This is a genomic window from Curtobacterium sp. VKM Ac-1376 (assembly GCF_015351025.1).
In the GTDB taxonomy this organism is placed as follows: domain Bacteria; phylum Actinomycetota; class Actinomycetes; order Actinomycetales; family Microbacteriaceae; genus Curtobacterium.
Genome location: NZ_JADKRV010000012.1, coordinates 74,385 through 87,993, shown reverse-complemented (window position 1 = coordinate 87,993; position 13,609 = coordinate 74,385). Strand labels below are relative to the sequence as shown.

15 protein-coding genes and 1 riboswitch are annotated in these 13,609 nt (G+C 71.5%); of the genes, 4 read left to right on the top strand and 11 right to left on the bottom strand.

Annotation, left to right across the window (positions count from 1 at the left end; genetic code table 11):
- Window positions 1-89: 89 nt before the first annotated feature.
- The 7 genes from nagA to clpS form a co-directional block, all read right to left on the bottom strand.
- Complete coding sequence (gene nagA / locus ITJ56_RS13865) at window positions 90-1,256, bottom strand: N-acetylglucosamine-6-phosphate deacetylase (RefSeq protein WP_194631197.1); 1,167 nt, start codon at window positions 1,254-1,256, stop codon at window positions 90-92.
- A complete protein-coding gene (locus tag ITJ56_RS13860) occupies window positions 1,253-1,660 on the bottom strand; it encodes a YrdB family protein (RefSeq protein WP_194631196.1) in 408 nt (135 codons plus the stop codon). The genes nagA and ITJ56_RS13860 overlap by 4 nt, the downstream gene beginning before the upstream one ends.
- Window positions 1,661-1,668: 8 nt before the next feature.
- Window positions 1,669-2,529, bottom strand: coding sequence for a formyltetrahydrofolate deformylase (purU, locus tag ITJ56_RS13855; protein ID WP_323749817.1), 861 nt, complete (start codon window positions 2,527-2,529; stop codon window positions 1,669-1,671).
- An 82-nt stretch (window positions 2,530-2,611) separates the two neighbouring features.
- On the bottom strand, window positions 2,612-3,988 hold the full coding sequence (locus tag ITJ56_RS13850) for an MFS transporter (RefSeq protein WP_194631194.1): 1,377 nt from the start codon (window positions 3,986-3,988) through the stop codon (window positions 2,612-2,614).
- A gap of 107 nt (window positions 3,989-4,095) precedes the next feature.
- A complete protein-coding gene (locus ITJ56_RS13845) occupies window positions 4,096-4,530 on the bottom strand; it encodes a MarR family winged helix-turn-helix transcriptional regulator (RefSeq protein WP_194631193.1) in 435 nt (144 codons plus the stop codon).
- 124 nt (window positions 4,531-4,654) lie between these two features.
- Window positions 4,655-5,128: a DUF2017 family protein gene (locus ITJ56_RS13840; protein ID WP_194631192.1), complete on the bottom strand. Its 474-nt coding sequence runs from the start codon at window positions 5,126-5,128 to the stop codon at window positions 4,655-4,657.
- Window positions 5,125-5,412, bottom strand: coding sequence for an ATP-dependent Clp protease adapter ClpS (gene clpS, locus ITJ56_RS13835; RefSeq protein WP_194631191.1), 288 nt, complete (start codon window positions 5,410-5,412; stop codon window positions 5,125-5,127). Before clpS ends, ITJ56_RS13840 begins: the two co-directional genes overlap by 4 nt.
- 38 nt (window positions 5,413-5,450) lie before the next feature.
- Window positions 5,451-5,535, top strand: a riboswitch (ZMP/ZTP riboswitch).
- Between the two features lie 67 nt (window positions 5,536-5,602).
- On the opposite strand from clpS, the gene glyA reads away from it, so the two are divergent.
- A complete protein-coding gene (gene glyA / locus ITJ56_RS13830) occupies window positions 5,603-6,916 on the top strand; it encodes a serine hydroxymethyltransferase (protein ID WP_194631215.1) in 1,314 nt (437 codons plus the stop codon).
- Window positions 6,913-7,848, top strand: a complete 936-nt coding sequence (locus ITJ56_RS13825; RefSeq protein WP_323749815.1) for a tetrahydrofolate dehydrogenase/cyclohydrolase catalytic domain-containing protein — start codon at window positions 6,913-6,915, stop codon at window positions 7,846-7,848. The genes glyA and ITJ56_RS13825 overlap by 4 nt, the downstream gene beginning before the upstream one ends.
- A 174-nt stretch (window positions 7,849-8,022) precedes the next feature.
- On the opposite strand, the gene galK is transcribed toward ITJ56_RS13825, so the two are convergent.
- Together galK and galT are read right to left on the bottom strand one after the other, a co-directional pair.
- Complete coding sequence (galK, locus tag ITJ56_RS13820; protein WP_194631190.1) at window positions 8,023-9,162, bottom strand: galactokinase; 1,140 nt, start codon at window positions 9,160-9,162, stop codon at window positions 8,023-8,025.
- Entirely contained in the window at window positions 9,159-10,256 is a 1,098-nt protein-coding gene (gene galT / locus ITJ56_RS13815) for a galactose-1-phosphate uridylyltransferase (protein ID WP_194631189.1), read from the bottom strand. Before galT ends, galK begins: the two co-directional genes overlap by 4 nt.
- Window positions 10,257-10,319: 63 nt before the next feature.
- Between galT and ITJ56_RS13810 the strand changes: the two genes are divergently transcribed.
- Window positions 10,320-11,174, top strand: a complete 855-nt coding sequence (locus ITJ56_RS13810; protein ID WP_194631188.1) for a DeoR/GlpR family DNA-binding transcription regulator — start codon at window positions 10,320-10,322, stop codon at window positions 11,172-11,174.
- Window positions 11,171-12,103 carry an aldose 1-epimerase family protein gene (locus ITJ56_RS13805; protein ID WP_194631187.1) on the top strand — a complete coding sequence of 311 codons (933 nt, stop codon included), beginning with the start codon at window positions 11,171-11,173 and terminating at the stop codon, window positions 12,101-12,103. Before ITJ56_RS13810 ends, ITJ56_RS13805 begins: the two co-directional genes overlap by 4 nt.
- Window positions 12,104-12,195: 92 nt before the next feature.
- Here ITJ56_RS13805 and ITJ56_RS13800 read toward each other — a convergent pair whose 3' ends face one another.
- Both ITJ56_RS13800 and ITJ56_RS13795 read right to left on the bottom strand, forming a co-directional pair.
- Complete coding sequence (locus ITJ56_RS13800; RefSeq protein WP_194631186.1) at window positions 12,196-12,516, bottom strand: hypothetical protein; 321 nt, start codon at window positions 12,514-12,516, stop codon at window positions 12,196-12,198.
- Window positions 12,517-12,672: 156 nt separating this feature from the next.
- Window positions 12,673-13,527 carry an SGNH/GDSL hydrolase family protein gene (locus ITJ56_RS13795; RefSeq protein WP_194631185.1) on the bottom strand — a complete coding sequence of 285 codons (855 nt, stop codon included), beginning with the start codon at window positions 13,525-13,527 and terminating at the stop codon, window positions 12,673-12,675.
- Window positions 13,528-13,609 lie beyond the last annotated feature (82 nt).

Below are 13,609 nucleotides of genomic sequence, written 5' to 3'. Positions count from 1 at the left end.
GGAGTACGCCGAACGCGACGTGAACACCGGGGGAGGGCCCGGTGACCGACGGTAGGACGACCCGTGACGGATGAAGCGGGGAGCGGAGATCAACGCACTTCGCGCCCCGCGCCCCACACGCGCCGCACCTCGAGCGACGGCGACAGCGCCACCAGATCGGCCGTGAACCCCGGCGCGAGTCGCCCCAACCGATCGCCGAGCCCCAGTGCCGCAGCCGGCACGCTCGTCAGTGCCGCCACGGCCTCGGGCAGCGTCCGTCCGGCGAGCGACGCGGCGTTCCGCAGCGCGACGTCCTGTGTCAGCGTCGACCCGGCGATGGTGTCGGTGCCGGCGACGTGCGCGACCCCGTCGGTCACGGTGACGTCGAGCGATCCCAACCGGTAGGAGCCGTCGGCAGCGCCGGCAGCACCCATCGCGTCGGTGATGAGCGCAACCCGACCCGGTGCCGCCCGGAACAGCGTGTCCGCCACGACCGGGTGCACGTGCACGCCGTCCAGGATGAGCTCGAGCGTCACCCGGTCGTCCGCCACGGCAGCACCGATCGGCCCGGGCGCGCGGTGGTGCAACCCGGGCATCGCGTTGAACGCGTGCGTCAGGATCGTGGCCCCGGCATCGAACGCCGCGCGGGCCTGGTCGTACGTGCCGACCGTGTGGCCGACGCCGACGGTGACCCCGGCGTCGACGAACCGACGGACAGTGTCGATCGCGCCGGGCAGTTCGGGGGCGATGGTGATCTGCTGGAGGACTCCGGCACCCGCCTCGAGCAGGGCTTCGACGTCGGCAGGAGTGGGTGACCGCAGGAACGACTCGTTGTGTGCGCCCTTGTTGTGCGGGGAGAGGAACGGACCCTCCAGGTGCACGCCGAGTACGAGCGGGTCCACGGCCATCACGGAGCGGACGTGCGCGAGTGACGCCGTCAGGGCCGCGATCGGGTTCGCGACGAGCGACAGGACCGAGCGGGTCGTGCCGTGGGCACGGTGCATCGCGAGTGAACGGTCGAACGAGTCGTCCTCGTATGCCTCGGTCGCCCCGCCGTGTCCGTGCAGGTCGATGAACCCGGGCGCCAGGACCGCGTCGCCGAGGTCGACGACCTGGTCGGCCGCGGGGGCTTCGGGGCCGGAGCCGACCGAGTGGATGGTGTCACCCACGATCAGGACCCAGCCGTCGGCCGTGGTGCCGGCCGCGTCGACGACGCGGGCTGCGCGCACCAGGGTGCGCTGGGCCTCCCGGCCGGTCTGGAGGCTCGTGTCGGTCATGCGGTCTCCCTGCGGAAGGCGATCAGGCCGCTCAGGGCGGCGACCACGATGAAGACGAGGCCGACGACCGGCCGGCCGATGGAGATCCAGGTCGCGCCGGCACCGACGACCAGGGCGACCTCGACGATGGTCTTGCCGACGATGTCGGTCTCGATGGGGGACCGCGGCGACCGGAAGAAGTACCAGACCACCGCGGCGAACAGCGGGGCGCCGATCATGAACGGGTAGGCGGGGAACGGCACCGACCACGACCAGTAGCCCCAGAAGGCCAGGGACAGCAGGCCGAACACCATCACGGCGACCCGCAGGACCTGCCAGCCGTCGAACCGCCGTCGCGGCTGACCGACAGCTGCCGGGTCGGGGACCGGTTCCCAGTCGACGGGGGACTGCGGGGCGTTCGTCATGGTGCTGCCTACTTGAAGATGATGGTGCGGGCGCCGTCGAGCAGGACGCGGTCCTCCGCGATCCAGCGCACCGCCTGGGTGAGCGTGCGGGACTCCTCGTCCTGGCCGATGGACACCAGCTCGGACGGTTCCTTCGTGTGGTCGACCCGGACGACGTTCTGCTCGATGATCGGCCCCTCGTCCAGGTCGCTCGTCACGAAGTGTGCCGTCGCACCGATGAGCTTGACGCCGCGGGCGTGCGCCTGTCGGTAGGGATTCGCGCCCTTGAAGCCGGGCAGGAACGAGTGGTGGATGTTCACGGCGCGACCCTCGAGCGCGGCGCAGAGCTCCGGCGACAGGATCTGCATGTAGCGGGCGAGGACGACGAGCTCGATGTCGTGCTCCTCCACCGCCTGCAGCACGCGGCGCTCCATCTGCTCCTTCGACGCGGCGTCCGTCACCGGGCGGTGCTCGAACGACACCGAGTAGAACGCCGCCAGCTCGGCCAGGTCCGGGTGGTTCGACAGCACGAGGGGGACCTCGATCGGCAGCTGTCCGCCGCGCTGCCGGTAGAGCAGGTCGTTCAGGCAGTGGCCCGCCTTGGACACGAGCACGAGGGTGCGCATCGGGCGACCGACGACGTCGAGCTGGACGCGGGCGTCGTAGCGGGCGGCGACGGGGGCGAGCGCAGCCTCGAAGGCGGCGCGGTCCACCGGCGCCATGACCTGCAGGCGCATGAAGAAGGTGTTCGTGTCGGCGCTGGAGAACTGCTGCGACTCGGTGATGTTGCCCTGGGCGGCGACGATCGCTCCGGAGACGGCGTGCACGATCCCGGGCTGGTCGTCGCAGACGAGCGTCAGGGTCCAGTGCGTGGGGGTCGGGTCGGTCACCGGATCAGGGTACCGGCCGCGGCGGTGGGTGCTTCGTGAGCAGGAATGGTCGAGTGTGCCGCGGTGGTGCGACATCTTCTGCTCACGAAGCGTCGGGCGCGGCCGCGGGGGTGGCCGCGGCCGCGCCGCCCGCGGGCGCATCGGCGGCCCGGAGCCGGCGGTCGGCCAGGGTCAGGACGGTCAGGAGCACCGCGACGCCCAGGATCACCCACGCGAGCACGTGCAGGTCCGGCGTCGTCGGGGCTTGGCCGAACACGCCGCCGATGAGCGACGATGCCGCGATCGCCCCGATGTACACCGCGGTGCGGGACAGTCCGGCCGCGGTGCCGATGTACTCCGCGGGGACGAGCCGGTACAGCGCCGCCTGGTTCGACACCGATGCCAGGGCCTGGGGGACGCCGAACAGCGCGGGTGTCAGGGCGAGCAGCACGACGGGCGACCCGGTGTGCAGGAAGAGCAGGAGCACGCCGCCGACGATCGGTACCAGGGCGGCGATGACGAGCGGTCCGCGGATCGCCGTCTTCCGCGCGACGACGAACGAGGCCACTCCGGCGACGATCGCGGCCGGCAGCTGGATGTACCCGGCAACGTCGCTCGGGTAGCCCGCGACGTCCTGCACCCACTGCGAGAACCCGTAGGTCATCGTGTAGGCGAGCAGGTACGTCAGGAACAGGCGGCCGTACGTGCGGGACAACGCGCCGTTCCGGGCGAGCAGCCGCACGTCGACGAACGGTCGGACGGCCCGCAGCTCCCACGCCACCAGTGCGACGAGCAGCACGACGGCCACCGCGAGCAGCCACCACAGCCCGGCGGACAGGTCGAGCAGGAAGACGAGCAGCGCGGAGACCGTGCCCGTCATGAGCAGCATGCCGAACGGGTCGAGCGCCTGCAGGACGGGCAGGGCCTCGTCGTCGCGCGGACGGAGGCGGTCGGACGGCAGCCACATCGACGCCACGACGACGCCGAACACCGCCAGGGGCACGTTCACCAGGAAGATCGCGTGCCAACCGAACGCCGCGATGAGCGCCCCGCCGAGCGGCGGTCCGGCAGCGGCGGAGACGAGCGACGTGATGGACAGCGCCCCGAGCACGAGCGGCGGCGTCGGCTTCCCGATCCGGGCCGAGTGCTGTCGCAGCGTGGTGAGCGCCGCCGGGTACGCCGACGACGTCCCGATGCCGATCAACACCCGGGCGAACACGGCGCCGCCGAAGCCGGTCAGCACCTCGGGCACCACCCCGGCGACCCCGACGATCACGAGCCCGGTCAGGAACACCTTCTTCGGACCGAACCGGTCGGCGAGCTTGCCCATCGTCGGTTGCGCGATCGCGCTCGCCAGGTACAGGGCCGCCACCAGCCAGATCGCCTGGGCCGCGCCGATGCCCAGGTCGCGGGAGATCGGGGTGAGGGCGACCGACACCATCGTGGTGTTGATCGGGTTGAGCAGGGGACCGACGAGCACGGGGAGCAGGAGCTTCGGGCCGAAGCCGCTGCCGGTGGTGTCGGTGGCCGTGGTGGTGGACGTGAGGGGGCTTCTCTCGGATCAGGGATGGACGGGCGGTTCGCGGGTCAGGGGCCGACGACCGGCCCGAGCACCTCCATCGCCCGTGCGACGACCCGGCGGTCCGCCTCGGGCACTGCTGCGAGCCGCTCGGTGAGCTCGCGGTTCCGCGCGGCCCATGCGGCTTCCCGTGCGCTCCGGCCGGCCTCGGTCGCGCTGACGAACGACCGGCGGCCGTCGGTCGGGTCGGCCTGCCGCTCGGCCAGCCCGAGGTCGACGAGGGCCTGGACGGTCGCGCCCATCGACTGCGGTCGCACGCCCTCCGCACGGGCCAGGTCGGCGACGGTGGCCGGTCCGTACCGCAGCAGGCGTCCGAGGGCGGCGGTCTGCGACGCCGTGACGTCGTCGGACTTGGACGCGAGCAGCGACCGCCGCAGTCGTCCGTGCATCGTCAGCACGGCATCGGCGAGCTCCGCGGGGTCGGTCTCCGGTTCGTCGGTCACGTCCGGAGGCTACGCTTTCAGCAGCCCACCTTGCAAGGCTTCCTTCTGTCATTGCCCACCGCGACGACCTGCTCGGGTGAGCCGGCGCGCCCGGAGGCGATCCGGGCCTCCAGGCCGTGGGCCGTCAGCGCGACGTGAGTGTGACGACCAGGTGTTCCTGCACGTAGCCGAGCCAGTCGTAGACGTCGCGCAGGCCGACGCCAGCGTCGGCCTCGACCGAGCGTTCCTCGTCGTCGGCGTCCTCGATCCCGAGCCGGTCCGCGATCGTCAATCGCAGGTCGGTCAGGGTGCGGAGCCAGGCCTGCTCGTCCTCCGCGCCCAGGGAACCGTCACGGGCACCCGTCAGCCACTCGTGCACGACCGTGGCGTTCGTGGTCTTCTGGGAGAGCAGGTCGGACTGCGTGTACTTCCGGAACTCCGCGCTCGCCTCGTCGTCACCGGGGTAGGCGTCCGGGAACATCCGCTCGGTGACCGGATCGGCGGACAGGTCCCCGTCGAGCACCTGGCGCAGCTGCTCGGTGAGCGACGTGAGCAGGCCGCGCTCGCCGGAGGACAGCCCGAGGTGCACGCCGTCGGCGCGGCGGACGAACGGGATCACGCTTCGGGGGCCTTGTCGACGGTCGCCTGCAGGCCGTAGCCGTGCATCGACTGGACGTGGGCCTCCATCGCTTCGCGCGGGCCCGACGCGACGATCGCGCGCCCCTCGTCGTTCACCTGGTGCATGAGCCGCTCGGCCTTCTCGCGGGAGAACCCGAAGTGCTGCTGGAAGACGTAGGTGACGTAGGACATCAGGTTCACGGGGTCGTCCCACACCACGGCGACCCACGGTGTGTCGGCCCGCGCGCTGGTCCGTTCGTCCAGGTCCGGCGAGAGCAGCGTCATGCAACCAGGGTGACACAGGGCGGGGTCGCTCGGTACGATCGTCAGGTCGCGACTGGCGTTGGATGGGTCACCATCGGGAAGCGACAAAGACACGGTGCGCGGCCGTACGCCTGGGCTGCACCGACCGACCGTCCGAGTGCGACCAAGCTGGTCGTCCGCACACCGTAGGAGTCCCGTGTCCATTGCCGATCTGCCCCCGTTCGTCTCCGACGAGTCCGTCCGCGACACCGTCGACCAGGCCGCCGCCCGCGCCGCCTTCAACGCCCCGCTCAGCGAGGTCGACCCCGAGATCGCCGCCGTCCTGCAGCAGGAGCTCGGTCGTCAGCGCGACTTCCTCGAGATGATCGCATCCGAGAACTTCGTGCCGCGCGCCATCCTCGAGTCGCAGGGCTCCGTGCTCACGAACAAGTACGCCGAGGGCTACCCGGGCAAGCGCTACTACGGCGGCTGCGAGTACGTCGACATCGCCGAGTCCCTGGCCATCGAGCGCGCGAAGAAGCTCTTCGGCGCCGCGTACGCCAACGTCCAGCCGCACTCCGGCGCGACGGCCAACGCCGCCGTCCTGCACGCCATCGCCAGCGCCGGCGACACCATCCTGGGCCTGGAGCTCGCGCACGGCGGGCACCTGACCCACGGCATGAAGCTCAACTTCTCCGGCCGCATCTACAACGCCGTGTCGTACGGCGTCGACCCGGAGACGTTCGAGGTCGACTACGACGACATCCGCGCCAAGGCCGTCGAGCACCAGCCGAAGGTCATCATCGCCGGCTGGTCCGCGTACCCCCGCCAGCTCGACTTCGCGAAGTTCCGTGAGATCGCGGACGAGGTCGGCGCGAAGCTCTGGGTCGACATGGCGCACTTCGCCGGTCTCGTCGCCGCAGGCCTGCACCCGTCGCCCGTTCCGCACGCCCACGTCGTGTCCTCGACGGTGCACAAGACGCTTGCCGGTCCCCGCTCGGGCATCATCCTGTCGAACGACGAGACGCTGTTCAAGAAGCTCAACTCGGCCGTGTTCCCGGGCCAGCAGGGCGGCCCGCTCATGCACGTGATCGCCGCCAAGGCCACCGCGTTCCTGCTCGCCGGCACCCCCGAGTTCAAGGACCGCCAGGAGCGCACCATCCGCGGTGCCCAGGCCCTCGCCGCCCGCCTGACCGCTGACGACGCGAAGGCCGCCGGCATCGACGTCCTCACCGGTGGCACCGACGTGCACCTGGTGCTCGTCGACCTGCGCGCGTCCGAGGTCGACGGCAAGCAGGCCGAAGACCTGCTGCACGAGGTGGGCATCACCGTGAACCGCAACGCGGTGCCGTTCGACCCGCGCCCGCCGATGGTCACCTCGGGCGTCCGGATCGGCACCTCCGCGCTCGCGACCCGCGGCTTCGGGGACGCGGAGTTCGCAGAGGTGGCGGACATCATCGCGCTGACCCTCATGCCGAACCCGGACACCGCAGCGCTCTCGGCCCGGGTGAAGACCCTGACCGACGCGTTCCCGCTGTACGCGTGAGCGCTCCGGTGGTCGCTCCGCTCCCGCGCGAGCACTGGGACGGTGCCGGTTCGGCGGTGCGGATCGACGGAACGGCCCTGGCTACCCGGACCCTCGACGAGCTCCGCGGCCGGATCGACCGGCTGCACGAGCACGGCATCCGACCGGGGCTCGGCACGATCATGGTCGGCTCGAACGCGGGATCGATGTCGTACGTCGCGGGCAAGCACCGCGACTCGGCGTCGATCGGGCTCGACTCGCACCGCATCGACCTGCCCGAGACCGCGTCCGCTGCCGACATCCGCGCCGCGATCCTGCAGATGAACGACGACCCCCGGGTCACCGCGTTCATCGTGCAGCTGCCGCTGCCGCAGGGCATCGACCCGACGCCGATGCTCGAGCTGATGGACCCATCGAAGGACGCCGACGGCCTGCACCCGACGAACCTCGGTGAGCTCGTGCTCGCCGTGCCCGGGGGCGCCGGCACGATCGACGCGCCGCTGCCGTGCACGCCGCGGGGCATCGTCGCGATGCTCGAGGCGTACGAGATCCCGATCCGCGGGTCGCACGTCACGATCATCGGACAGGGGCTGACGGTCGGGCGTCCGCTCGGCCTGCTGCTCACCCGGCTCGAGGCCACCGCGACCCTGACCCACTCCCTGACCGCCGACGTCGCCGCGGAGTGCCGTCGTGCCGACATCATCGTCGCCGCGGCCGGCGTCGCCGGACTCGTCAGGCCGGACTGGGTGCAGCCGGGCGCGGCCGTCATCGACGTGGGGATCACCCGCGTTGTCTCCCCGGAGACGGGGAAGGCCAAGCTGCACGGCGACGTCGACCCCGCGGTCGCGTCCGTCGCCGGCTTCATGTCGCCGGTGCCCGGCGGCGTCGGACCGATGACCCGCGCGATGCTCATGAAGAACGTGGTCGAGGCCGCCGAGCGCCATCTGCAGTAGCGCGCGGGCGGCCAGGGCCATGCGTGCCGTGGAAGCGACAGAACCCCGCGAACTGTTGGCGGGATTCTGTCGCTTTGGCAAGTGGTTCCGTCCGACGATGCCGGGAGGCACGGCTCGCCCCCGCCCCGCCGCCTCCGTTCTGGGGCCGGGGGTGACCTCGGTCCGGACGAGCCGTCAGTCGCGGCGGGCGCCCTGTGCGGCGTGCACCGTGAAGACGTTCGGCTCGCGGAATCCGGCGTCGGCGAAGGCGGCGGTGACGGCCGCGGTGATCGCTCCACGCGATTCCTGGTCGACCAGCGCGATCGCCGCACCCCCGAAGCCACCACCGGTCATCCGAGCACCGACGGCGCCGTGCTCGACGGCGGTCGCGACGGCAAGGTCGAGCTCCGGCACGGAGATCTCGAAATCGTCGCGCATCGACTCGTGCGACGCGACGAGCAGCGATCCGATCGCGCGTGGGCCCCGCTCACGCAAGGTACGGACGGTGTCGAGGACGCGCTGGTTCTCGGTCACGATGTGCCGGACACGGCGGAAGGTCTCGTCGTCGAGCAGCTCCTGTGCACGGGGCAGGTCCTCGACGCTGACGTCACGCAGGGCCTCGACGCCGAGGACCTGCGCGCCCTTCTCGCACGAGGCTCGGCGAGCGGCGTACCCGCCCGTGGCGTGGGCGTGCTCGACGCGGGTGTCGATGACCAGGACCTCGAGCCCGTTCGCCTCGAGCGCCAGGTCGACGACGGCGGTGTCGAGCGTGCGGCAGTCGAGGAACACGACGGCGTCCTGTTCGCCGAGCAGCGAAGCGGACTGGTCCATGATCCCGGTGGGAGCGCCGACGGCGTGGTTCTCCGAGTACTGCCCGACGCGGGCGAGCGTTTTGCGGTCGAGGCCGAGTTCCCACAGGTCGTTGAACGCCAGGGCGACACCGCACTCGATCGCCGCGCTCGAGGACAGGCCAGCGCCGACGGGGACGTCGGACTCGATGAAGACGTCGAACCCGGTCTTGCCGGAGAGGTCGGCCCCGGCCTGCTCGCGCAGTGCCCAGGCGATGCCGAAGACGTAGGCCGACCATCCGTCCATCGCGTCGGGGGAGAGCTCGTCGAGGGACAGCGACACCGGGCTGCCCGACTCGTCGAACGCCGAGGCGACGCGGATCGTGCGGTCGTCACGCGGCGCGATGGAAGCGGTGGTGCGACGGTCGATCGCGAAGGGCAGCACGTACCCGTCGTTGTAGTCGGTGTGCTCACCGATCAGGTTGACGCGGCCGGGGGCGGAGTACCGCACCGTCGGCTCGTACCCGTAGACCTGCTGGAACGTCATGCGCGCTCGATCCCTCCTCGGATGAACTCGGCCGCCTTCTCGGGCACGAGGTCCCCGATCCAGGCGCCCATGGCGGCTTCGCTGCCCGCCAAGAACTTCAACTTGTCGGCCGCACGGCGCGGCGATGTGATCTGCAGCATCAGCCGCACGGTGTCGCGAGCGGTGTGCACCGGCGCCTGGTGCCACGCGGCGATGTACGGGGTCGGGTCACCGTAGAGCGCGTCGAGCCCGCGGGTGAGCCGGAGGTGCATGTCGGCGAGCTCGTCCTTCTCCGCCTCGGTCAGGCCGGCGAAGTCGGGGACGTGGCGGTGCGGCAGCATGTGGATCTCGATGGGCCAGCGCGCGGCGAACGGTACGAAGGCGGTGAAGTGCTCGCCGGCGAGGACGACCCGTTCGGAACCGCGCTCGTTCGCGAGGTGCTGCTCGAACAGGTCCGGCCCGAAGCGCTCGATGCTGGCGAGGAGCCGCTGCGTGCGCGGCGTGATGTACGGGTACGAGTAGATCTGCCCGTGCGGGTGGTGCAGCGTGACGCCGATGGCCTCACCCCGGTTCTCGAACGGGAACACCTGCTGGATGCCCGGCATGGCGGAGAGCGCCGCAGTGCGGTCCGCCCACGCCTCGACCACGGTGCGGGCACGCGACTCGGTGATGGACGCGAAGGACCCGGAGGTCTCGGGGGAGAAGCAGACGACCTCGCACCGACCGACCGAGCGCAGCTGCCGGTTGAGGCCGACGTCGCTCAGGGACTCGAGCGACTCGGGGGCGTCATCGGCCTGCAGCAGGGGGCCGAACGAGGGCGACCGGTTCTCGAACACGGCGACGTCGTACCGGCTCGGGATCTCCGACGGGTTCGCCGGGGTCTGCGGCGCGAGCGGGTCCTGGTCCGCTGGCGGCAGGAACACTCGGTTCTGGCGGGACGCCGCGATCGACACCCATTCGCCGGTCAGGACGTCCTGACGCATGCGCGCCGTCTCGGGGCGGGGGTCCAGGACCCGCTGGTCGATGCTGCGCTCCGCGGGCAGCGTCGAGTCGGCGTCGTCGAAGTAGATGAGGTCGCGGCCGTCCGCGAGCTTCGTCACGCGCTTGGTGATCACCGAACCACCCTACGCCGATCCGAAGCATTGCGAAAGTCGTCGGAAGCAAGCGAAACTTGGGTCATGACGGACGCCGATCTCTCCTTCCTGACCGGTGCGCTGCCCGCACCGCTGCGGCAGGACCGCATCGTCTCGATCGTCGACGGCGCCCCCGGTATGGTCCGCACCGCCGCGCTGGCCGCGTCGCTCGGCACGAGCGAGGTGACGGTCCGCCAGGACCTCGCCGTCCTCGACCAGGAATCCCGGATCCGCCGGGTGCACGGGGGCGCGGTCCGCCTCGCGGTCGGGTCGACCGAGCGTCCCTTCGAGGAGACCGCCGTCGAGCACCAGGTGGCCAAAGCCGCGATCGGGCGTGCGGCTGCGGCGCTGGTGCGTTCCGGGGAGTGCGTCGTGCTCGACGTCGGCACGACCCCGGCAGCGGTTGCCGAGGCCCTCGTCGCCCGGACCGAGCTCACCGGCGTGACCGTCGTCACGAACTCGCTCACCACGGCCCTGACGCTCGAACGGGCCGTCCCGCGCTTCACCGTCATCGTCACCGGCGGTACGCTCCGCCGCCTGCAGCACTCGCTCGTCGCGCCCTTCAACGGCGCGGTCCTGCCGATGATCGCCGCCGACGTCGTGTTCCTCGGCGGCACCGGCCTCGACGTCGACCACGGCCTGACCAACGTGAACCTGCCCGAGACGGAGGCCAAGCGAATGCTCGCGGCGACGGCTCGGCGTACCGTCGTGGTGGCGGACGGGTCGAAGTTCGGCCGTACCCACATCGGGGTCGTCCGTGCGCTCGAGGACATCGACGTCGTCGTCACCGCCGAGGCGGCGGAAGACGCGGTCGCGACGATCCGCGCCGCAGGAGCCCAGGTGATCGTGGCCGACGGCGAGCGCCCCACCGATCCAGCCGGAAGGAACCCCACCCCATGACCGCAGCACCCACCGGCGGCCAGTACCGTCTTCACCACGCCGGACCCGACGGGGTCGTCGAAGCCGTGGTGACCGAGGTCGCCGCGGGCATCCGCGAACTCCGTGTCGCGGGCTTCGACATCACCGAGCCGTTCCCGGTCACCGAGCAGCCGCCGGGGGCGAACGGCATCGTCCTGGCGCCGTGGCCGAACCGGGTGGCCGGCGGCGTGTGGGAGCTCGACGGCAAGCAGCAGCAGCTCGACATCTCGGAGCCGAAGTACGGCAACGCGTCGCACGGGTTGCTCCGTTTCGCGCCGTACCGGGTGGTGTCGCAGACCGAGACCTCGATCCTGCAGGAGGCCACGATCCACCCGCAGCACGGGTGGCCCTTCACCCTCGAGACGCGTGTGCTGCACGAACTCGTCGAGGACGGCATCCGCGTCACGCACGAGGTCACGAACCGCTCGGGCGTCCGCGCGCCCTTCGCCGTCGGAGCCCACCCGTACCTGCGCGCGGGTGACACCCCTGCCGAAGACCTCGTCGTCACGCTCGCCGCCGACACCGCGTTCACCGTCGACGAGCAGAAGGTGCCGAACGGTTCGGTGCCGGTCGAGGGCACGCCGTTCGACCTGCGGCAGGGCCGCCGGGCCGGAGACTCCGACCTCGACACGGCCTACCGGGACATCACCCCGGACGCCGAGGGCATCCGGCGCACGACGATGCACGGGCCCGAGGGTGACGGGGTCGAGCTCTGGCAGGACGAATCGTTCCCCTACGTGCAGGTGTTCACCTCGCGCGAGTACCCGCGGGGCGACGGCAAGGGGCTGGCGGTGGCCGTCGAGCCGATGACCGCACCCGCCGACGCCCTCAACTCGGGCGAGGGCCTGCGCTGGCTCGAACCCGACGAGACCTGGACCGGTTCGTGGGGGATCCGCCGCGTCTGGTCCTGACCGGGTGGTTGCACCACCACCACGACGAACGAGGAAGGCCCCGCCGGACGTCCGGCGGGGCCTTCCTCGTTCCTGCGTCGGGGTGCCGAGGATCAGCCGCGGCGCATGCGGAGTGCCTCGACCGCGAGGGACTCGCTGGCGTACCGGCCGACCTCGAGCGCCCAGGCCGGGTCGTCACCGCGGAGCGCGATGAAGTCCTTGCCCTGCCGGCAGACGTAGCCGAGGACGGTGGCGGCCGTCGCGACCTCGACGAAGTCCTTGCGGATGTGGCGGGTCGTGACCTGCGCACCGCGGCGGAGCGTGTCGAGCAGGAGCTCGTTGCTCATCGTCGTGTTGGTCGCGGCTGCGAGCTCGACGAGGCGGCGCGCGTCACCGGTGGTGCTGGTCTGCGTGGCTTCGATTGGCTCGATCACGGTGTACCCCGTTCGTTCGTGGTGATGCGGTGCTGCAGGATCCGGCGATCGGATCCGGGAACGACACTATCGACGGCAGCCCAACAGTCGGCTGAGGATCGGCCGGGGTGCGCAGGGGATCTGCCATGAGCCACCTGGGGAAGGCTTGTACCCCGATCAGGATCGGTTCGCGGTCGTCACACACCGGGCGCCGCCGGCGGGTGCGGCGAGGGCGTCGAGGGCTTCGCCGACGCGGTCCGCAAGGTACTGGTACCCGGCATCGTTGGGGTGCCCGCCGTCGGCGGCCGAGTAGCCGGGGCTGTTGACCGCGGTGAACCACCTGCCGGCGAGGGCGTCGATGTACGGCACGCCGGCTGCTGCGGCTCCCGCGGAGACCGACGCAGCCACCCCGACGGTGGAGCTCGCCCACGGCAGCGGAGCCGACGGGCCGAGCGCGACGACGACGGCGTCCGGCCAGGTCTGCTGGGCAGTGCGGAGGGTGCGCTCGACGGTGGCGCGCAGGGTGTCCGCGTCGACGAGCCAGTCGTTCTGGCTGCCCTGCACGATGACGAGCTGGGGGTCGAAGGACGCGTGCCGCTCGATGCGGGGTCCGAACGTGTAGTGCGACGAACCGGTGCGGCCGGTGTCGACGTATCCGGTGCCCGGGTAGCCGTCGATCTTGGCGTCCCATCCCCGGTCCTCGACGAGGTCCTGCGCCCAGCCGCGGATGCCGCTGGCCGAACCGCGGCCCGAGGTGTACGAGTCACCGACGATGAGGACGTTCGCCCCCGGCGCGGTGGCGGCGGCGACCCGGTCCGCCGAGACGCCCGGTGCCGCGACGGCCGAGGCGGACGTCGACGAGGACACCGGCTGGCAGGCGCTCGAGACGCTCGGCAGGATGAGCAGCAGTCCGGAGACCCCGAGGGCCATGGCACCGAGGGCGAGTGCCGGGACGAGCCGGCGGCGGCGTCGGCGCATCGTCGCCGGGCCGGTGGGGGTGCCCGGCCGCTCGCGCTGCGATCGTCGGCCCATCCGTCACATTCTAGACAAGAGTGCGAGGCGAGACTGGGAGGACGTGCGGAGCCGACGTGTGAGTGGGCCCCGTGGGGCTCGA